The 19,221-nt window shown below is 63.3% G+C and carries 16 protein-coding genes and 2 pseudogenes; 14 read left to right on the forward strand and 4 right to left on the reverse strand.

From position 1 onward, the window contains the following. The first annotated feature begins 25 nt into the window (after positions 1 to 25). The 5 genes from BG57_RS11775 to BG57_RS11795 all read left to right on the forward strand — a co-directional run bounded on the left by BG57_RS11775 (position 26) and on the right by BG57_RS11795 (position 5,387). Positions 26 to 1,066 carry an ABC transporter substrate-binding protein gene (locus BG57_RS11775; protein ID WP_035963212.1) on the forward strand — a complete coding sequence of 347 codons (1,041 nt, stop codon included), beginning with the start codon at positions 26 to 28 and terminating at the stop codon, positions 1,064 to 1,066. Positions 1,067 to 1,144: 78 nt separating this feature from the next. Continuing rightward, complete coding sequence (locus BG57_RS11780) at positions 1,145 to 2,581, forward strand: sugar ABC transporter ATP-binding protein (protein ID WP_052005743.1); 1,437 nt, start codon at positions 1,145 to 1,147, stop codon at positions 2,579 to 2,581. A 71-nt stretch (positions 2,582 to 2,652) separates the two neighbouring features. Then, entirely contained in the window at positions 2,653 to 3,510 is an 858-nt protein-coding gene (locus BG57_RS11785; RefSeq protein WP_081850883.1) for an ABC transporter permease, read from the forward strand. Next, positions 3,507 to 4,457 carry an ABC transporter permease gene (locus tag BG57_RS11790; protein WP_035963214.1) on the forward strand — a complete coding sequence of 317 codons (951 nt, stop codon included), beginning with the start codon at positions 3,507 to 3,509 and terminating at the stop codon, positions 4,455 to 4,457. The genes BG57_RS11785 and BG57_RS11790 overlap by 4 nt, the downstream gene beginning before the upstream one ends. Before the next feature lie 12 nt (positions 4,458 to 4,469). Next, on the forward strand, positions 4,470 to 5,387 hold the full coding sequence (locus BG57_RS11795; protein WP_035963215.1) for an SMP-30/gluconolactonase/LRE family protein: 918 nt from the start codon (positions 4,470 to 4,472) through the stop codon (positions 5,385 to 5,387). Between the two features lie 240 nt (positions 5,388 to 5,627). Here BG57_RS11795 and BG57_RS11800 read toward each other — a convergent pair whose 3' ends face one another. Then, the gene (locus tag BG57_RS11800; RefSeq protein ID WP_035963217.1) at positions 5,628 to 6,395 is read right to left on the reverse strand and encodes a FadR/GntR family transcriptional regulator; all 768 of its coding nucleotides are present in this window, start codon (positions 6,393 to 6,395) and stop codon (positions 5,628 to 5,630) included. Positions 6,396 to 6,907: 512 nt separating this feature from the next. After that, entirely contained in the window at positions 6,908 to 7,816 is a 909-nt protein-coding gene (locus BG57_RS11810) for a LysR family transcriptional regulator (protein WP_035963219.1), read from the reverse strand. A 103-nt stretch (positions 7,817 to 7,919) separates the two neighbouring features. Here BG57_RS11810 and BG57_RS11815 point away from each other — a divergent pair, with 103 nt between their 5' ends. Continuing rightward, positions 7,920 to 8,726: a phytanoyl-CoA dioxygenase family protein gene (locus tag BG57_RS11815; protein WP_035963220.1), complete on the forward strand. Its 807-nt coding sequence runs from the start codon at positions 7,920 to 7,922 to the stop codon at positions 8,724 to 8,726. Positions 8,727 to 9,193: 467 nt separating this feature from the next. On the opposite strand, the pseudogene BG57_RS11820 reads toward BG57_RS11815, so the two are convergent. Together BG57_RS11820 and BG57_RS11825 are read right to left on the reverse strand one after the other, a co-directional pair. Continuing rightward, positions 9,194 to 9,592, reverse strand: a pseudogene (locus tag BG57_RS11820) (tyrosine-type recombinase/integrase); the annotation flags it as partial. 180 nt (positions 9,593 to 9,772) lie between these two features. Beyond that, on the reverse strand, positions 9,773 to 10,345 hold the full coding sequence (locus BG57_RS11825) for a MarR family winged helix-turn-helix transcriptional regulator (protein ID WP_035963223.1): 573 nt from the start codon (positions 10,343 to 10,345) through the stop codon (positions 9,773 to 9,775). A 331-nt stretch (positions 10,346 to 10,676) separates the two neighbouring features. Between BG57_RS11825 and BG57_RS11830 the strand changes: the two genes are divergently transcribed. From BG57_RS11830 to BG57_RS11865, 8 genes and pseudogenes are all read left to right on the forward strand, one after another. Next, positions 10,677 to 11,939 carry an amidohydrolase/deacetylase family metallohydrolase gene (locus BG57_RS11830; protein WP_035963224.1) on the forward strand — a complete coding sequence of 421 codons (1,263 nt, stop codon included), beginning with the start codon at positions 10,677 to 10,679 and terminating at the stop codon, positions 11,937 to 11,939. 17 nt (positions 11,940 to 11,956) lie between these two features. Then, on the forward strand, positions 11,957 to 14,365 hold the full coding sequence (locus BG57_RS11835; RefSeq protein WP_035963315.1) for a xanthine dehydrogenase family protein molybdopterin-binding subunit: 2,409 nt from the start codon (positions 11,957 to 11,959) through the stop codon (positions 14,363 to 14,365). Beyond that, on the forward strand, positions 14,362 to 15,198 hold the full coding sequence (locus BG57_RS11840; RefSeq protein WP_035963225.1) for an FAD binding domain-containing protein: 837 nt from the start codon (positions 14,362 to 14,364) through the stop codon (positions 15,196 to 15,198). Before BG57_RS11835 ends, BG57_RS11840 begins: the two co-directional genes overlap by 4 nt. After that, positions 15,195 to 15,719 carry a (2Fe-2S)-binding protein gene (locus tag BG57_RS11845; RefSeq protein WP_035963226.1) on the forward strand — a complete coding sequence of 175 codons (525 nt, stop codon included), beginning with the start codon at positions 15,195 to 15,197 and terminating at the stop codon, positions 15,717 to 15,719. The genes BG57_RS11840 and BG57_RS11845 overlap by 4 nt, the downstream gene beginning before the upstream one ends. A 24-nt stretch (positions 15,720 to 15,743) precedes the next feature. Continuing rightward, a complete protein-coding gene (locus BG57_RS11850; protein ID WP_035963227.1) occupies positions 15,744 to 16,406 on the forward strand; it encodes an SRPBCC family protein in 663 nt (220 codons plus the stop codon). A gap of 2 nt (positions 16,407 to 16,408) precedes the next feature. Then, positions 16,409 to 17,608 (forward strand): oxamate carbamoyltransferase subunit AllG family protein, encoded by a 1,200-nt coding sequence (locus tag BG57_RS11855; RefSeq protein ID WP_035963228.1) that lies wholly within the window; start codon positions 16,409 to 16,411, stop codon positions 17,606 to 17,608. Continuing rightward, positions 17,605 to 17,994, forward strand: a complete 390-nt coding sequence (gene hpxZ, locus BG57_RS11860; protein ID WP_035963229.1) for an oxalurate catabolism protein HpxZ — start codon at positions 17,605 to 17,607, stop codon at positions 17,992 to 17,994. Before BG57_RS11855 ends, hpxZ begins: the two co-directional genes overlap by 4 nt. After that, positions 17,991 to 19,196, forward strand: a pseudogene (locus BG57_RS11865) (amidase). Before hpxZ ends, BG57_RS11865 begins: the two are co-directional and overlap by 4 nt. Positions 19,197 to 19,221 lie beyond the last annotated feature (25 nt).

The raw sequence follows: 19,221 nt of genomic DNA on the forward strand, positions 1-19,221 counted from the left end.
ACATCATTCAATCAAGGGGAATCGGATGCATAACGATAAATTCAAGCGTGTCGCGCGGGTTGTCGCCGCGCTTGCACTGGGCGCCGCGACGTCGACGGTCCATGCGCAAGTCGCTACCGGCAACACGTCGCAAGCCAAAATCGCGTTGTCCAACAATTACGCTGGCAACTCCTGGCGTCAAGCGATGCTCAAAAGCTGGAACAACGCTTCCACGGCGGCGACCAAGGCGGGGATCATTGCAGGCGCATCTGCTTTCACGACTTCGGGAAACCAGATTACCGAACAGGCGCAGCAGGTTCAAAACCTTATCCTGCAGGGATACAAAGCCATCGCAATCGACGCTGCGTCGCCGACTGCGCTCAACGGCGTCATCAAACAGGCATGCAACGCGGGCATCGTAGTCGTGTCCTTCGACGGAATCGTCACCGAGCCGTGCGCATACCGGGTGGTCGTCGACTACAAGAAGATGGGCGAGATGCAGCTGGACTACCTCAGCGAGAGGGTCAAGTCCGGCAATCTGCTCGAGATTCGAGGCATCGCCGGTTCGTCGATCGACGAACAGATCCACGGGGGCATCGCGAGCGGGCTGCAGAAACACAGCGGGTTCAAGACCGTTGGTACGGTCTATGGCAACTGGACTCAGACCGTGGCGCAAAAAGAGGTGACGGGTATCCTGCCGACGCTTCCGAAGATCGATGCCATCGTCACTCAGGGGGGCGACGGTTACGGTGCAGCGCAGGCGTTCAAGGCAGCCGGGCGACCTGTGCCGGTCATCATCATGGGCAATCGCTATGAGGAGCTCGACTGGTGGAAGCAGCAATCGAAAGAAGGCTACCAGACGATGTCCGTTTCCATCGCGCCGGGCATCTCGACCTTCGCATTCTGGGTTGCGCAGCAAGTGCTTGCTGGAAAGAAGATGCCGCACGACGTCATCGTGCCCCTGGTCATGGTCGAGCAGAGCAACCTCGATGACATGCTCAAGAAAACCCAGCCGGGCGGCGTAACGAACGTCGAGTACACACAGGACGATGTGGTGAAGCTGGTCGACAGCATGCCGAAGCATTGAGTGACGAGGTCGCCGGCCTCCTCACCGCGCGCGGAGTGAATGCCCCGCGCGCATTCTTCGACGATTCGAGAGATAAGCATGTCCAGCACGATCGTTTCACTCACCGACATTCATAAGCACTTCGGCAGCAACCATGTGCTCGATGGTCTCAATTTCGCCGTCGAGAGCGGCGAATGCGTCGGACTGCTCGGGCACAACGGCGCCGGCAAATCCACGCTGATGAACATTCTTGCGGGCACGCTCCCGATCGACAGCGGAGAGATGCGAATCGGCGATCGGAAGGTCGCTGCGCATTCGGTCAATGATGCTCATTTGTCGGGTATTCGTTGTGTGTTTCAGGAGCTATCGCTGTGTCCCAATCTGACCGTAGCCGAGAACGTGCGCGTACTGCACCATGGGCTGTCGGGGTGGGGCTGGCGCAAGCGCGCCGCGCGCCTCATCACGGAGAAGCTCGACGAGATTTTTCCGGACCATGGCATTCGATCGGACGCGGTGACGAGCGACCTGACGCTTACGCAGCTTCAGATGGTCGAAATCGCGCGGGCGTTCACGGAAGTAGACGTACCGGTCAAGCTCGTGCTGCTCGATGAACCAACCTCGAGCCTCGACTCGACAACGGCTGACCAGTTGCTGAACTACGTGCAGACCGCAACTGCGCGGCAGCAGGCGGTCATTCTGATTTCGCACATGCTGGGTGAAATCGTGCGCGCCGCTGATCGCAGCGTCGTGATGCGCGACGGACGTGTCGTCGCGACGTTCAATCGAGGGGCGACCAAGAACGAACTGGTCGCCGCGATGGGCAACGTGGCTACCGAGACTCACGGTAGCGCTCCTGCACGCACGAGCAACACAGGCGAGCTACGCGTGGATCTTGCGGTCAAAGGGGAACGCGTTACCGCGCGCAAGGGCGAGATCATCGGCCTTGCAGGACTTGCTGGTCATGGTCAGACGGAAGTGCTGCTCGAGGTGTTCGAGCAAGCCCGGCGAGGGTCGTCGATTGCAAACGGCACGGCTGCTTTCGTCGCGGGAGATCGCGTTAGAGACGGTGTGTTCCCGTCCTGGTCGATCGGCGCCAATCTGTCGATTAGCGCAACCCCGCGGCTGTCGCGCGCAGGGTTTATTTCGCTGGAGTCCGAAGCTGCGCTTGGACAAGCGTGGCGGGAACGCGTGCGCATCAAGACCATGGACATGAATCAACCGATATTGTCGCTATCCGGGGGCAACCAGCAGAAGGTTCTATTCGCACGGGCCCTCGCGGCCGACGCCGATATCGTGCTGATGGATGATCCACTGCGGGGCGTCGATATCGGCACCAAACTCGAGGTCTATCGGTTGATCCAGAGCGAAGCGGAGCAAGGGCGGACTTTTCTCTGGTACTCGACCGAGCTCGACGAACTGGTCTATTGCGACCGCGTTTATGTATTTCGCAGCGGGCAGGTGACAGGCTGTTTTTCTGCTGACGAGTTTTCGGAGGACAAGGTGATCAAGGCTTCATTCGAGGAGGTGGCGCTGTGAACGCATTGCTTCAGCCCGCGCGGCTGCGCGCAGCATTGCCGGTGCTCTCGCTGCTGATCGTGGTGTTGCCGATGTTCTACCTGCAACCGCAGACTTTCAGCTATTTCGGCATCAACACGCTGATTAGCCTGGCCGTTCCAATCGTGCTCGCGACGATGGCCCAGATGTGCGTCATCACCGTGAATGACCTCGATCTTTCTATCGGAAGCTTCGTCAGCTTCGTAGCGTGCGTCGGTGCCTCGATCCTGCAACAGAGCACTGTGTTGGGCATTGCGGTGCTCGTCGGGTGCGTGCTGGTGTATTGCGTGATCGGGATGCTGATCGAGTGGCGCAACCTGCCCTCTATCGTCGTCACGCTCGGGATGTCGTTTGTCTGGCTCGGACTGGCGCTCCTGCTGATGCCGACTCCCGGCGGCAGCACGCCCGAGTGGCTGCAGCAGCTGGTTCAGTGGCATATGCCGGTGATCCCGTTTCCTTTAGTGGCTGCCGTGGTCATTGCTGTGGCGACGCACTTTTTCCTCATGCGCTCAGCGTGGGGCACGCTCTTGCGCGGCGCCGGCGGTAACGGTCGCGCGCTGGCTCGCGCCGGCTGGTCGCTGCTGTGGGCGCGTGGCCTGATGTACGCACTCGCGGGCATTTTCGGCGTGCTGTCGGGACTGACGCTGGTTGGATTCACGACCTCGGCGGATGCAAACATCGCATTGCGCTACACGATGATTTCTATCGCAGCGGTCATTCTCGGCGGCGGTGAATTCGTCGGCGGAAGAATCTCTCCGTGTGGCGCGGTCATCGGAGCACTGACGCTAACGCTTGCAGCATCGCTGCTTTCATTCCTGGAAATCTCACCAACATGGCAAATCGGAGCGCAAGGCGTGATTCTCATCATAGTGTTGTCCCTGCGGGCAGTGATCGGACGGACGCGAGCATGAGCCCGTTCCTGGCGGTTCGGACGACCCTGAGCAAACCCTGGCTGTGGTCGTATGCCGGCGCCTTGATGGTGTGGCTGATTACCATCGGTGGCGTCCGGGGGCAGGGCGCCGGCGGCATCGTCGCTGCGGCATTGGCGTTCTCGGTGTTCCTGGTTCTGGTCGGCCTGGGGCAGATGCTCGTCATCACTTCGGGCCCGGGCAACATTGACCTGTCCGTGCCTTCGACGATTACCCTTGCGGGCGTTGTCTCGATGCAGTTGATGGGCGGGGAAAGCCAGATGATCGTGGCCGGCGCGCTCGCCGCCGTCGCTGTCGGTATCGTGGTAGGGACTTTCAATTACGGCCTGATACGGTTGCTGCGGATTCCGCCGATCATCGCGACCATGTCGTCGAGCTTTCTGATTCAGTCCATGGCGATCAGCTACAACGAAGGCGCACGCGCGGCACCGCCGTCCACGCTCGTCGCTTTCGCGAACGGCCGCGTGATGGGCGTGCCCTACACGGCTATCGGTGTCGTTGCGCTGGCTGTTGCGCTCGGCTACGTGACGACTCGCACCGTGTATGGCCGCTCGCTGTCAGCCATTGGCCAAAACGCGGGCGCCGCGCGCCTGGCCGGCGTCAGGGTCGAGCGCACGCGCTACTTCACCTACGCTGTCTGCGCCGTGCTGGCGGCCCTTACCGGGTATCTGCTCGCTGCCTTCTCGGGCGGCGCGACGCTCGACATGGGTGACGACTACATGCTGTCGTCGATTGCGGTGACGGTCATAGGCGGCACCGCCGTCGCGGGTGGCCGCGCCAGTGTCCCGGGGATTTGGGGTGCCGCGCTGTTCCTGTTCCTGATGGTGGCCATGCTCAACGCGCTAGGCGTCGGCGCGGGGCTTCGACTTGTCATTACCGGTGTACTCATCATCGGCATCATCATCTTCGCAAGTAAACCAAAGAACTGAAAAGGAGGGCGAATGTCAGCAGAAGGGTGCGGTTACGAGATCATCGACCCGGCATTCCGGGAACTCATTCTTCCCAACGCATGGGTCGAGAAACTCTATGGCGGCTGCCGCTGGGCCGAGGGACCGGTGTATTTCACGGACGGCGACTTTCTCGTATGGAGCGACATCCCTAATAACCGGATGATGCGCTGGGTTCCGGATCTGGGTGTGTCGGTGTTTCGCCAGTTCTCGAATTACAGCAACGGCAACACGCGCGACCGGCAAGGCCGGCTCGTGTCGTGCGAGCAGGGCGGGCGGCGCGTCACGCGAACCCAGCCGGACGGCACGATCGAGGTGATTGCCGACCAGTATCAGGGCAAGCGGCTCAATTCGCCTAACGATGTCGTGGTCGCATCCGACGACAGCATCTGGTTCACCGATCCAACCTACGGCATTCATAGCGACTACGAAGGTTATAAGGCGCAAAGTGAAATAGGCGCCTGCTATGTCTACAGATGGGACGCGCATAGCCGCGAGTTGACTGTCGTCGCGGACGATTTCCTGAAGCCCAACGGGCTTGCATTCTCTCCGGATGAAAGCCAGCTTTACATTGCCGATACAGGCGCTACGCACACGGAAAACGGCCCGCACCACATCCGCGTATTCGACGTCGTGGATGGCGTGACGCTGGCTAATGGGCGGGTATTCGCGGAAATCGATCCGGGACTCGCTGATGGGTTTCGCCTCGATGTGCAGGGCAACGTCTGGACGTCGGCCGGCGACGGCGTGCATTGCTATTCCCCTGCAGGGAAGCTGCTCGGCAAGATCAAGATTCCAGAAGTTGTCGCGAACGTGACCTTTGGTGGACCGAAGCGCAATCGGCTTTTCATTGCAGCGACCAGTTCGATCTATGCGGTGTACGTCGGAGTTGCCGGCGCACAAAGGCCTTAAAGCTATCTAACGGCGCACTTTCATTTTCTCGCAAGCAAGCTGATCGATAGTATGGGAAGTCTTTCCCGGGACGCTTTGGGGCGGTACACGGCTACGGAACGACGCTAAGGAAAGAAGCGGCAAACGCCACTGCGAACTCGTGGCGCGGCGAGATCAACGGTTATGCCACCGTGCGCTGTCGAGGAATTCGCCTCGACAGCGCACGACGCGTTTACCGAAGGCCGAAACCGCTTCGTGCGTCTAAGCAGGCCGTTTAGAAGGGCGACGAGCGGGGCGAGCGGGCGCCGTTACATCATCCGGGGCGGCGTCCTGCGTCAAGCTGGACGTGAGCCGTTTGAATGACGAATCCATATGCTTGTGCATGGCCGCACGCGCAGCAGTGGCGTTCTTCGCGCGGAGCGCGGCCAGGATAGCCCTGTGCTCTGCGACTGCCTGGGCCCATACCGCAGTCGTATCGAAATGACTGTTCAACAAGTCGAAGAGCGGTCCCATGCGGGCATCGAACAGACGCGTGACCAGTCCGACCAGCACGCTGTTGCCCGTGGCTTCGGCGAGTGATACGTGAAACAAGCGGTCAGCCTCGAGGGGATCGATGCCCGCCGCGATTTGGGTTTCCATCGCGTCGATGGCTTCTTCTATGGCCTTGAATTGGGCCGCCCGCCCTGTTTTCGCCGCAGTCGCTGCGACTTCACCCTCGACCAGCTTGCGGGCCCGGATGAGTTCTAGAGGGCCTTCTTCGCTCGACAGGTCCAGGACATCGTTGTTGCGCTGTTGGCGCGTTGCACGCACGTAGATGCCGGAACTGACGCGTACTTCAATCAGACCTTCCACTTCGAGCGCAATCAGGGCTTCTCGCAACGAAGGCCGACTGACGCCCAGTTGAACTGCCAGATCACGTTCCGTCGGCAGCCGAGTCCCAACCGGGAATTCGCCGCTCATGATGAGCGCGCGCAATTGATCGCTGATCTTCCGGTAAAGTCGCTGGGGTTCGATTGCCTTGATGGGCATAAGCTATTCCGTCGGTGTTACTGATATTTGACTAGGCACGATCCAGAATGAGGGCGCGGTCCGCGGTCGCTGCCCCTGCCTGCCTGATACGAGAAATTATACGCGCCCGCGACCCGGCTCCATGCTGGGAAAACCATGAGGAGACTGGCTTCCACGCGCTTTGCCGCAGAGTGGGCGCGTGCGCATGTCGTCTCTTGTCGGCTGCGTTGCGGACTCTCGACTGCAGTAGTTGGCCGATCCATTGCCGATACCGCTGTAAGAAAAGTTAGACGGATCGAATGCGCTCCATAAGGCCATCCCCGCTTTTCTCGCAGCGTCCGGTCCACACGGTGACGAAGCGGGATAAAGCAGCGCCCGCAGCGTTGGTACGGCCATCGTCGTGCGTATTTAGGTTCGATTGATTAGCTATGCTACCAATGTCTTTAACTGCTTCGTAGAAGATAGCGATCGATGTAAGCATCGAGTAACCGACGCCAGCCTTGACAAGCTGCTCGATAGGCACCGCTTGTCCCTTACTCGCCCTTCGCTTTTCGCGGTGCGTGTGCGGCAATCTCGCAGGCGAGTTGAACAAACGCGCCTAGCGCAGCGGGCGGATTGGGCTCCTTCCACGCGAGGTAGAGCTCGCTTTTAGCGTGCTGTTCGCGCAGGGGACGATAGACGACGTTGTCCATATGCGTTCGTTGGACTGACGCTGGTACGAGTGTCACACCAAACCCGGCGCTGACGAGGCCAAGGGAAGCGTAGATCTGCCCCATTTCAAAGCTCGTGGACGGAGAAAATCCGGCGAGTGCGCACAACTGGTTGATGGTGGCGTGATAGTCAGGCGCGACGTCTTTCCGGTAATTGATGACGCGCAACTGCGCACAGTCCTTGATGGAAATATGCCGTTTGGCTGCGAGAGGGTTGTCCTTCGCGATGGCAACGTAAAACGGCTCCTGAAGCAACAAGACGCTGTTCAGTTGCGTATCCGGCGGCACAGAGCGAACGAATGCCAGATCGACGTCGCCTCGGTTCAGGGCATTGATCTGTTCCGCAGAGGAAAACCATCGAAGTTCGACTGTCACCGCAGGGTAACGCTGCTGGAATTCACGCAAGAGCGGGGGCAGCAGTGTGTAAGCAATGTGCTCGAAGAACCCGACCGCCACACGGCCGATTTCCCCTCTCGCTGCGCGTTGCGAATCCACGATCGCGGAGTTCGTTTCCGCCAGAATGCGCCTGGCCCGTTCTTCGAAAACCTGCCCCGCCGATGACAGAAACACTCGTTTGCCCCTGCGCTCAAGAAGCGAGACGCCGAGTTCCTCTTCCAGTTCCCGTATCTGCCGGCTCAACGGCGGCTGCGCCATGTGCAGCTCATTTGCCGCCTTGGTGAAGTTGAGTGTGCGTGCCACCGTTACGAAGTAGCGAAGATGACGCAGCTCCATTGGGTACCTTTTAAGTATCGATACGCAACTTATTATATCTTTTACATCGGATGCGGCCGGTCTTAGGATTCTGACATCAGGCCAACATGTCAGGAGACCCTTCATGAAACTTACCGCGTCACAGTTGGAAGAGTACAAGCGCGATGGGTTCGTTGTTCTGCCGGAGCTTTTCACGGAAGAAGAAGTTCGACATATGAAGAGCGAGTTGCACCGCATCCAGAAGATCGACACCGACCATCTTGTCCGTGAAAAGAACGGCGGCATCGCAAAAACGATCTACAAGGTTCACGAAACCGAGAGTCCGACGGCATCGGCGGTTTTTCACTCCGCAGTGCGCTCTCCCAGATTGCTTGAGCCGGCACAACAACTGATCGACGATACCCAGCTTTACGTCTATCACACGAAGTGCAATTTGAAGACGGCAATCGACGGTTCTGTCTGGCAATGGCATCAGGACTTCGGCACCTGGCATATCGACGGCGTGAAAGAGCCGCAGATGACGACCGCGTTGGTCATGCTCGACGAGCCGACCGAAATGGGCGGATGTCTCTACTTCATTCCGGGAAGCCACAAACTGGGCTCGCTCGATCCGGTGTTCGATGAGGCAACCGGTTACCGCTTCTACGTGGTGCCTAAGCCGACCATGCTTGAGATTTTGTCCAGCCATCGCAAGGCCGTGCCTATCGTCGGCCGCGCGGGAACCGTTGTGTTCTTCGACGCCAACATCGTGCATTCTTCGGGTCACAACCTGTCCGGTGACGATCGGTGGCAGGTCTATGTCGTCTACAACCGGGTGAAAAACAAGCCTGAAGAAGTCGAGCAGCCGCGACCGGATTATGTGCGTTCGACAAATTTCGCTCCGCTCGAGGTCGGTTCAGACGAGATTCTCGACAGAGTTCAGGTCGGCTGAACTTCGGCGCGGGCGTCGCGCGTCAGGGCGTGTACCTCGCGGTCAGCGGCGGGCGAGAACGTGATAGCCCATACGCGTGCACGTTGCGTTCGGCAGTCACGGTGACATCCATCGAGTTGGCCTTATCTGCGAGTGTATGCCCGCGATGCCGCCAGAAGGGCTTCAAGGGGCGACGGAGCAGTTGACCGAGGGCTTGCGCCAGATGATGCCGACCGCCACCATCGAGTCGGCGATGATCCGCGTTGACCGAGACGTCGAAGTGCCGTTGACGCTTCGACAATAGGTGCCCGAATCCGCTCAACTCATGGTCGACAATGGGTCGCGTTCGGCCGGTCGCCAGCGACAGGCAGCAAGCGGCCAAGAACGGTCAATTGCGAAAGCGTCGCAAATTTCTTTTCACACAACTGATGATCGACCGTCCGTCTTTTAATACCGCTACCCGCAAGTCGCTGAGCTGACGGGATAGCTCACCAGTCTACCCGGTGCTTTTTGTCGGTCTCTTGGTGGCGTCGATCGTCATCGACGTGCAGGTAAATGCGGGTCGTGGTCAAGGAACCGTGTCCGAGGTTGTCACGGACCGTGCGCAGGTCGACCTTGCGGTCGGCCAGTTGCAAACCGGCGCTGTGCCTGAGCCAGTGCGTGGAAGCCTTCTTGAGCAAATCGGCTCGTGGGCTCTTAGCAGTGTCGTGCTCGCGAAGGCGCGCTGCGGCGCGGGCGAGCACATCCTTCACGATGGCATGGAGCGCTGCGCGGGTAAGCGGCGCGCAGTTCTCAATGCGTTCGGTCGACGCCGCGGCGCCGATCGACAGAACGAGCGGGGTATCTTCGCTGGGTGACGGCAGCGCGCTCAATGCGAGGTGCTGCCGACGAAAGACCCTGGGTTGTGATCATCGACGGACAGAAGATCCTCGTAGCCTTCTGGGTGGGCTACGTTCTGTTAAACGAGATAGTTATCCTTAATGATTCGACGGTTGAGTTGACGCACCTGGGCCGACGCGCTCACGAGAGCGTGGCGTGTGCCGTTATCGCAGGGCGCTGGTCGGGCGTTATGTTCCCGTCGCGTCGGCTTCGCTTTCCTCCTGTGCGAGCAACTGGCTATCGGGCAACCGGAAGGGCACGAGGTTGTCCGCGTTGTTGGCTTCCACAAGTCGGATCATCTGGAGCATGAAAACATCGCGCTCGACGGGCGACAGATGTTCGATCGTGCGCTCGTGCGCGCGCCGAACCGCAGCCGCCATCTTCCTGACCAGGCGTTTGCCCGCCGGCGTCAGCTTGACGAGCCGAAGCCGCTTGTCATGTTCGGCCTGCGTCCGGCTTACAAGGCCGCGCGCGTTCAGTCGCGGAATGACTTCCGCGACGCTGGAACGCTCTAGTCCCACTTCGATGGCGAGCGAGTTCTGATCCATCTCGCCAAGCGATTCGAGCGCCGTGAGCAAGCTGTATTGCACCGGCGTGATGTTGAACTCGCTCGTTTCCTGCACGAACAGGAAGGTATGGATCTGATGCAGGCGGCGAATCAAAAATCCGGGCCGCGCAAACAGCGGCGAGCGCGCCTGCCGTTGCGCAAGCTCCGCGCGGACGCTTTCGATGTCGATGTGCTCGGTGACTGTGTTTCGCATGTCAGCGACTTCTCTAGAGAAGGGAATGAGCGTTGGACGCTCCGATGCCGCATTCTAGGCCGAAAACGTCGCACGCCGCAAATGAGGGGTACACCTACTAATCACCATAACAAGGCATCGCGCATGGGCATGGTGCGCGAAGGCGCCGGTGCTATCTGAATTGGTGCGAGGCGGTTTATATGAGTCCGTGGCAGGGCACGTATCGACATCGAGATAAGCGGTTAAGTCGCTGATTCGATTAAGGAGGCGCCCTGCATAAATCGACGCTTAAAAACCGGCATACAACTTGCGGTACACCACGCATCTTTTCACTCGGCCAAGCGCTTAGTCCATGTCACAAGTTCTGCTCAAGGGAGGGCGCGTTATCGACCCGGCCCAGAAAATCGACGCCACGCTCGACGTACTGGTGGAAGATGGCGTTATTGCGGCCATCGGCGCCGCTGCCGTGAGCCAGGCGCGGCAAGCGAAACTCATCGATTGCGGCGGCAAGCTCGTGCTGCCCGGTCTCATCGACACGCACGGCCACGTCTATCAATACGTGACGGGCCGCTTCGGCCTGAATGCGGATCAGTGCGGCGTGCAGTCGGGCGTTACGACGATCGTCGATCAGGGTGGTCCGAGCAGCATCACGATTCCGGGCTTTCGTCACTACGTAGCGGAACGTGCGGCGACGCGCGTGCTCGCGTTCATTTCTGCTTATCTCGTCGGCGGCCTCGAAGGCCACTATTATCCGGACCTGTATCGCCCCGACTGTCTGGATGCCGATGCGACCGTCAAGTCCATCAAGGCCAATCCCGATCTGGTGAAGGGCATCAAGGCGCATGCGGAAATCGGCGGCTTCGCGCGCTGGGGCCTCGACGTGATGAAGATCGCCGCGCAGATCGGCCGTGGCGCGCAGCTGCCTCTGTACATCCACTTCGGCCAGTTGTGGCCGAAGCCACGGAGCGGCGGACTGCCGGTCCAGCCGGACTGCATCTTCAATCAGGTGGTCGAGACGCTCAAGCCCGGCGATATCCTCGCGCATCCGTTCAGCCGTCATCCGGGCGGCTTCGTCGAAGAGAACGGACAATTGCATCCGCTCGTGCATGAAGCGGTCGCACGTGGCCTCAAGATCGATGTCGGCCACGGCTCGCACTTCAGCTTCAAGACGGCGCGCGTCGTGCTCGATGCGGGTGTCGTGCCCGACACGCTAGGCGCAGACATGCACGGCTACAACACCCATGTGCCCGCGCCGGCCGGCACGCCGGACAGCCATCCCGACGAAGAGCATTCGTTCCTTGGCCGCACGCAGTTCAGCCTTGTCAGCGCGATGACCAGCATGCTCGCGCTCGGCCTGCCGCTCGATCACGTCGTCGCGATGGCGACCTGCAACGCCGCGAAGATGGTCGGCATGGAGCAGGAGATCGGCACGCTCGAGGTGGGACGCGCCGCGGACATCAGCGTGCTCGACGACCGGCGCGGGCGCTGGGTGCTGGAGGACAACGAAGGCACGCAGGTCATCACCGACCGCATGCTGTCGCCGCTCTTCTGCCTGCGCGACGGCGTGCGCCACGACGCCGTTTCCCCGACCCTGCCGCTCGCGCGGGCCGCCTGAGGATGCGAGGCTCCACGATGATCAAACGTTCGCATGGACAGGGCGGCGGCGATCGCCCGCAAGGCATCGGCGCATCGCTCACGCGCAAGGAAGACGAGCGCTTCATGCACGGGCGCGGCGAGTACGTGCCCAATATCCGCATGGTCGGCATGGTCGACGTGGCGTTCGTGCGCAGCCCGGTCGCGCATGGTCATATCGTCGGCATCGAGAAGCCGGAAGGCTTCGAACATGCGATCTATACGCTCCGCGACATGGAAGGCGTGAAGCCTATCGTCGCGAATTCGGGTTTGCCGGGCTTCAAGTCTTCCGAGCAGCCGGTGCTCGCGAGCGGCAAGGTGCGGCAAGTCGGCGAGACCATAGCCATGTGCGTCGCCGCGACGCGCGCGCAGGCCGAGGACATCGCCGCGCAGGTTTTCGTCGATTTCGAGGAGCTGCCCGCCGTCGTCGACATGCTTGACGCGCGCCGCGACGATTCCGCGCTCGTGCACGAACACTGGGGCGACAACGTCTTCCTCGAAACTTTCGTCGATGCGAACCCCGGCGTCGATCTGGACGCGATCCGCCGCGACGCGCCAATCCGCGTGCATCGCAAGCTGCGTACGGCGCGCAAGAGCATGGCGCCGATGGAAGGGCGCGGCTGCGTGGCGCACTGGGACCGGCGGCTGTCGCAACTGATCCTGCACACGTCCGCGCAGATGCCGCACATCACGCGGACGGGGCTTGCGGAATGTCTCGGCCTCGACGAAGGGCAGGTGCGCGTGATTGCGCCCGACGTGGGCGGCGGCTTCGGCTACAAAGGCATTTTGCTGCCGGAGGAAGTCTGCTGCGGCTGGCTCGCCATGCAACTGGATAAGCCGGTGCGCTGGATTGAGGATCGCCGGGAACAACTCACGGCGAATGCGAACTGCCGCGAGCACGACTACGACATTACTGCCTACGCCGATGGCGACGGCCGCCTCCTCGCGGTCGATTGCGAGGCGCATGTGGATTCCGGCGCGTATTCGTCGTATCCGTTCTCTGCATGCCTGGAAGCGGCGCAGGTCGGCAGCATCCTGCCGGGGCCGTACAAGATGGAGCGCTTCCGGTGCCGCACGTGGTCGGTCGCGACCAACAAGCCGCCGATCCTGCCGTATCGCGGCGTCGCGCGCACGGGTGTGTGTTACGCGATCGAGACCGTCATGGATGCGATCGCGCTCGAAGCGGGCATCGAGCCGTATGAGGTGCGTCTGCGTAATCTCGTCGAGCCGCACGAGATGCCCTACGACAACATCACGAAGAAGCACTTCGACAGCGGCGATTATCCCGAGGCGGTGCGCCGCGCGATGGCCGCGATCGATCTGCACGCGGTTCGCGCGCGGCAGCGTCGCGGCGAGCCGGACGGCAGGTGCATCGGCTTCGGGATGGCGGTGTTCTGCGAGCAGGGCGCACACGGCACCTCGGTGTATCACGGCTGGGGCATCCCGATGGTGCCGGGCTACGAGCCGGCGGTCATCCGCCTCACGCCCGACGGCGTGCTCGAAGTGCGCGCGGGCGTGCATTCGCACGGGCAAAGCATGGAGACGACGCTCGCGCAGATCGCGCATGAAGTGCTCGGCATCGACACGGACCGCGTGCGCATCGTGCTCGGCGACACCGGCGTCACGCCTTATTCCACCGGCACTTGGGGCTCGCGCTCGATCGTGATGGCGGGCGGCGCGGTGGGCCGCGCATCAAAGGAACTGAAGGAGCGGCTTCTGAAGATCGGCGCGCATCTGCTTGGCGAACCCTTGAGCGAGGTGCGGTGGGAGAAGGGCGCCGCGGTCGGCAGACAGGCCTCGCGCAGCCTGCGGGAGATTGCGCGGACCTGGTATCTCGCGCCGCAACTGCTACCGCCCGATGTTGATCCGCGCGGCCTCGAAGTCTCGACGTCCTATCAGGCGAAGCGCGATTCGGGCACGTTCAGCTACGCGTGTCACGCGGTGGTCGTCGCAGTCGATCCGGCGCTCGGCCAGACGGAGATCCTCGATTACGTGATCGTGGAAGATGGCGGCGTGCTCATCAATCCGATGGTCGTCGACGGACAGGTCTACGGCGGCGCGGCGCAGGGCATCGGCACGGCGCTCTACGAGGCGATGCCATATAGCGACGAAGGCCAGCCGCTCGCCTCGACACTCGCCGACTACCTTTTGCCCGGGGCGACCGAAGTGCCCGCCATTCGCATCGAACACATGGAAACGCCCGCGCCGTACACCGAATTCGGGCAGAAGGGCATCGGCGAGAGCGGGGCGATCGGTCCGCCCGCGGCGCTAGCCAATGCCGTCAACGATGCGTTGCGCGGACTCGGCGTGCGCATCGACCAGTTGCCGATCACGCCGCGCGTCGTCGTCGAAGCGCTTGCGAAGGAGCGCGAACGCCAGGCCCACGCGACAAAAGGAATGCCCGCATGAAAGCCGCGACCTACGATTATGCAAAGCCGCTCGCGTGCGACGAGGCGATTGCGCTCATCGGCCAGACCGAAGGCATGGGCAAGTTCGTGTCCGGCAGCCAGTCGCTCGGACCGATGATGAACCTGCGTCTCGCGCAGCCGGACATGCTGGTCGAGCTGCGCGGCATCGCGGCGCTGCGTGCATGCGGCATCGAAGGCGAGACGGTCACGCTCGGCGCATGTGTCACGCATGCGGAGATCGAGGACGGCAAAGTCGAGACGGGCACGCGCGGGCTCATGGAATACGTGGCGCGTGGCATCGCGTATCGGGCGGTGCGCAATCGCGGCACGCTGGGCGGCAGTCTCGCCCACGCCGATCCCGCCGCGGACTGGATCAGCACGATGTGCGCGCTCGATGCGCAATTTCTCGTCGCGGGACCGCGCGGCCCGCGCGTGATCGACGGCCGCGACTGGATGGCCGGCGCATTCACGACCGCGCTCGAAGCCGACGAGATTCTGACCGGCGTGCGCTTCGCGCGTCTTTCGCCGACGGCGCGCTGGAGCTACTACAAGTTCAACCGCAAGCCGGGCGAGTTCGCGGAAGCCATCGCGGTTTTCATCGACGATTCGGCGCGCGGCGTGTGCCGTGCGGTGATCGGCGCGATCGACGCACCGCCCTTAGCCATTGACGATGCGCGCGATCTGCTGCGTGACGCCGATCCGCAAACCTCGTGCTTCGATGCGCACCTCGCGGCGGTGGGCATCCAAGCGGGAAGCTATGAACATGAAGTGCATCGCGTCGCGCTCGTGCGCGCGGCGGCGGGCATTCGCAACCGGGACGGGAAAGCATCATGAGCGACGCATTCATCAAGACGATCGAACTCGTCGTCAACCATGCGCCAGTCGCGGATCGCGTCGAGCCGCGCACAAGCCTCGCGGATTTCCTGCGCGAGCAACGCATGTTGTGCGGCACCAATATCGGCTGCGAGCAGGGCGTATGCGGCGCATGCACGATCGACGTGGACGGCGTGCCGACCCGCTCGTGCATCACGTCCGCGATCAGTTGCGCGGGGAGCGCCGTGCGCACCATCGAAGGCTTCGACAACGACGCGATCATGAACGAACTGCGCGCGGCCTTCAGCGCCGAACACGCGCTGCAATGCGGCTACTGCACGCCCGGCATGCTGATGACCGCGCGCGACATCGTCACGCGCCTGCCCGATGCCGACGACGCGCGCGTGCGCCTCGAACTTTCCGGCAATCTGTGCCGCTGCACGGGCTACGTGGGCATCGTCCGCGCAATCCGCCGCGTGCTCGATGCGCGTCGCGCCCGCGCGGCAGCCCCGCTTCCGGCCGTCGCGGCCGTGACCGCCTGACACTCTTATCGGGAATCCGCACGCATGGAAATCGAACAAAGCTTCACCGTCCCTTATCCACGCGATGCCGTGTGGGCGCGCTTCCACGACACGCCCGACATCGTCGCGTGTCTGCCGGGCGCGTCGCTCGCGGCGCCGGTCGACAACGGTATGCTCAAGCTCGCGATGACCGTGAAGCTCGGGCCGATCGTCGCGTCGTTCGCGGGCGACGGCGAGATGCAGCTCGACGATTGTCAGTATCGCGGCAGCATCGCGGGAACGGGTGTCGACCGCAAGAGTGCGTCGCGCGTGAAGGGCGTGGCGTCGTTCGCGCTGGAAGCTACGGCGGCGAGCGAAACGCGTGTCGATGTGAAGGTGGACTACACGATCGGCGGCAGTCTCGCGCAGTTCTCGCGCGGCGGAATCGTCAAGGAACTGGCGACGCGCATGACCGAAGCGTTCGCGGAGAATCTCAAGGCGAAGCTCGAAGTCGTGGGTGCCGCACCGGGCAGCGGGGGAGCGCAAGCCGCAGCGCAGCCCGTCGTGCAAGAACCCGAAACGCCCGCACCGCAGACGCGCGTGGAACCGCGTCCGGCGGTGCGAGCGGCATCGCCGGACCCGGCCAACGCGCCGCTCGATGTCGGCAATCTGTTCTGGAAGATGCTGTGGTCGCGCCTGCGCGGACTGTTCAGTTTCGCCGCGCGCTGACCATGCGCATCGACAATGCCAACGCACGCGCGCTGAGCCGCATTCACGCGGTGCGTCCGCAATGGCGCACCGTCGTGGCGGCGCGCGACGCGGTGGGTCTGCCGGACTACACGCTGCTGCATGCGGGGCCGCCGTTCGGCGATCCGCGCGAGCCGTCCGCGCCGGTGCGTTCGTCGGCGGTCCTGTGCTGTCTGTACGAAGGCTGGGCGAAGGACGAAGCGCACGCCGAACGCCTCATCGTGCAGGGAGACGTGCGGCTCGAAAGCGCGCAGTCGTATGGCGTGGTGACCCCGCTTGCAGCCGTCATCTCGCCGCGCACGACGCTCGTCGAAGTGGACGACGCGAACGATTCCGCCGCGCGCGCGTGGTCCTTGCTGGGCAGCGGCGCGGGTCCGCAAATGCGCTTCGGCGGCCGCGACATGCGCGTTCTCGATCGCATGCAGTGGCGCGATAAAGTGCTCGCGCCCGCGCTCGAAGCAGCGCTCGCTCGCGGCCCGCTCGATCTGCTCGCGCTCGCGCGAGCCGGTCTCGCTGATGGCGACGATCTGCACGCGCGCACCACGGCTGCCACCGCCGCACTCCGCGCACTGCTCGCGCCGCGCCTCACCGATGCATCCGCCGGGATCGACGCGATGCTCGCCCAGACGCCGCTTTTCTTCCTCACCCCGTGGATGGCCGCTTGCGCGCTGATGCTTGCTGCGGCGGCGCGCGCGGGCGATGCGTCATCGACGCTCGTGGTGGCGCTGGCGGGCAACGGCGAGCGAGTCGGTATCCGGCTGGCGGGCGCGCCCTCACAGTGGATCACCGCTGAGGCGCATGCGCCGGAAGGACCGCGCATCGATCCGCAGCAGCAGGCGAAGGCAGCGCCATTGACCGGCGACAGCGGCATGATCGACGCGGCCGGTTTCGGCGCGCAGGCGCTTGCCTGCGCGCCGGAGCCGGCGCAGGCGTTCGAGGCGTTTCTACCCGCCGGCTGGCGCGAGCGGCAGGCGCGCGTTCGCACGGAATCGCACCCTGCGTTCGCGCCGCTTCCCGGCGTGCTCGATGCCGCTCGCGTCGCGCGCGAAGGCATCGCGCCGCTCGCCGCCATCGCGATGATCGGCGCCGACGGACGCGCGGGCCTGCTCGGGCGCGGTCTCTATGCGGCGCCGCCCGAGCTCTTCGGGCGCGCGGTCGAACACCTTTCCGGCGACACCGCATGAGCGCCGAACCGATCAACCATCCGGCTACGCTCGCCGCGATCGAAGCCGCCTTCGACGAGTACGAGCGCGCGCTCACGACCAATGACGTCGCCATGCTCGACACGCTCTTCTGGCAGAGTCCGCACACGTTCCGCTACGGCGCCACCGAGAATCTGCAGGGCTATGACGCCATCCGCGAGTTTCGCGCGCAGCGTCCGGGCAAAGGGCTGATGCGCACGATCATCGACAAATCGGTGACGAGCTTCGGCGCGGACTTAGCCGTCGCGAACATCACGTTCTCGCGCGCAGGCGAGCCGCGCATTGGGCGCCAGTCGCAAACGTGGGCGCGTATCGACGGTCAATGGCGCGTCGTCGCCGCTCACGTCAGCTGGATGGACCCGTCATGACGCGGAACGTTTTGCTGCAAGAAGGGCTTCATGGTGCATTCGTCGCCGATGGCTTCCGCGCGCTGCCACCCGCCGCGCTGCCGCCGCGCACCGGCGACCGGCTCTCGACGCTGCGCGTCGCGGTGAAGGATGTATTCGATATCGGCGGATTGCGCACCGGCGGCGGCAATCCGGTCTGGCGCGATCAGCAGCCGGTCGCCGCACGCACCGCGCTCGCCGTGCGCGCGCTGCTCGCAGAAGGCGCGCAGTGGGTCGGCAAGACCGTCACCGACGAGCTCACCTACAGCCTCGGCGGCGTCAATGCGCACTATGGCACGCCCGTTAACCCGGCAGACCCGGCGCGCCTGCCGGGCGGATCGTCGTCGGGGTCGGTCGTCGCAGTCGCGGCGGGTCATGCGGACGTCGCGCTCGGCACCGATTGCGGCGGCTCGGTGCGCCTGCCCGCGAGCTATTGCGGCGTATGGGGCATGCGGCCCACCCACGGCCGCATCGCGACGGACGGATGTCTCACGCTCGCGCACAGCTTCGACACGGTCGGCTGGTTCGCGCGCGATCCGCAGACGCTCGCGCTCATGTTCGAGGTACTGGCGCAAAGCGTCGTCGGACCGGATGACGATGCATGCGCCATTCACGTGCCGCGCAACCTGCTTGCTTCCGTCGATGCGCCCGTCGCGGCGCGCTTCGAAGCGTCGCTCGAGGCGCTCGGCGAGCGCGTGAGCTCCGTCGAGCCGAAGGCATCGCTCCCGGACTGGGCGCAGGCGTTCCGCGTGTTGCAGGCGGGCGAGATCGCCCAGCGATACGGAGCGTGGGCACGCGAGCATTCGGCGAGCTTCGGTGCGGACATCGGCACGCGCTTCGCGATGAGCCTGACCATCACGCGTGAGCAGATTGCGCAGGCGCAGCGGGTGCGCATCGAAGCGATCCACGCCATGGCCGAAGCCCTGCCGAAAGGCACCTACTGGCTGGTTCCGACCGTGCCGGGCGCCGCGCCGCGCACCGATGCATCGGCTGAAATGGTCGATCACACCCGCGCGCGTGCACAGCAGATGCTGTGCGTCGCGGGTCTTGCAGGCCTGCCGCAAGTGAGCATGCCATGGACGCGCTAAGGCAGTGCGCCGGTCGGCGTGTCCCTGATCGGCGCGCGCGGCGCAGACGAAGGCGTGCTACGCGTCGCGCGCGCGGTGCACGAACTCATGCGGTAGGCGTCCGCGCGGGCGCGACCCGTTG

The organism is Caballeronia grimmiae (assembly GCF_000698555.1).
Classification (GTDB): Bacteria; Pseudomonadota; Gammaproteobacteria; order Burkholderiales; family Burkholderiaceae; genus Caballeronia; species Caballeronia grimmiae.

Coding starts and splice junctions, on each gene's coding strand:
- BG57_RS11835 (WP_035963315.1), top strand. CDS start 11,957: ATGATCAAACGTTCGCATGGACAGGGCGGCGGCGATCGCCCGCAAGGC.
- BG57_RS11850 (WP_035963227.1), top strand. CDS start 15,744: ATGGAAATCGAACAAAGCTTCACCGTCCCTTATCCACGCGATGCCGTG.
- BG57_RS11785 (WP_081850883.1), top strand. CDS start 2,653: ATGTTCTACCTGCAACCGCAGACTTTCAGCTATTTCGGCATCAACACG.
- BG57_RS11795 (WP_035963215.1), top strand. CDS start 4,470: ATGTCAGCAGAAGGGTGCGGTTACGAGATCATCGACCCGGCATTCCGG.
- BG57_RS11855 (WP_035963228.1), top strand. CDS start 16,409: ATGCGCATCGACAATGCCAACGCACGCGCGCTGAGCCGCATTCACGCG.
- BG57_RS11825 (WP_035963223.1), bottom strand. CDS start 10,345: ATGCGAAACACAGTCACCGAGCACATCGACATCGAAAGCGTCCGCGCG.
- BG57_RS11815 (WP_035963220.1), top strand. CDS start 7,920: ATGAAACTTACCGCGTCACAGTTGGAAGAGTACAAGCGCGATGGGTTC.
- BG57_RS11800 (WP_035963217.1), bottom strand. CDS start 6,395: ATGCCCATCAAGGCAATCGAACCCCAGCGACTTTACCGGAAGATCAGC.
- BG57_RS11845 (WP_035963226.1), top strand. CDS start 15,195: ATGAGCGACGCATTCATCAAGACGATCGAACTCGTCGTCAACCATGCG.
- BG57_RS11780 (WP_052005743.1), top strand. CDS start 1,145: ATGTCCAGCACGATCGTTTCACTCACCGACATTCATAAGCACTTCGGC.
- BG57_RS11775 (WP_035963212.1), top strand. CDS start 26: ATGCATAACGATAAATTCAAGCGTGTCGCGCGGGTTGTCGCCGCGCTT.
- BG57_RS11830 (WP_035963224.1), top strand. CDS start 10,677: ATGTCACAAGTTCTGCTCAAGGGAGGGCGCGTTATCGACCCGGCCCAG.
- BG57_RS11790 (WP_035963214.1), top strand. CDS start 3,507: ATGAGCCCGTTCCTGGCGGTTCGGACGACCCTGAGCAAACCCTGGCTG.
- BG57_RS11810 (WP_035963219.1), bottom strand. CDS start 7,816: ATGGAGCTGCGTCATCTTCGCTACTTCGTAACGGTGGCACGCACACTC.
- BG57_RS11840 (WP_035963225.1), top strand. CDS start 14,362: ATGAAAGCCGCGACCTACGATTATGCAAAGCCGCTCGCGTGCGACGAG.
- hpxZ (WP_035963229.1), top strand. CDS start 17,605: ATGAGCGCCGAACCGATCAACCATCCGGCTACGCTCGCCGCGATCGAA.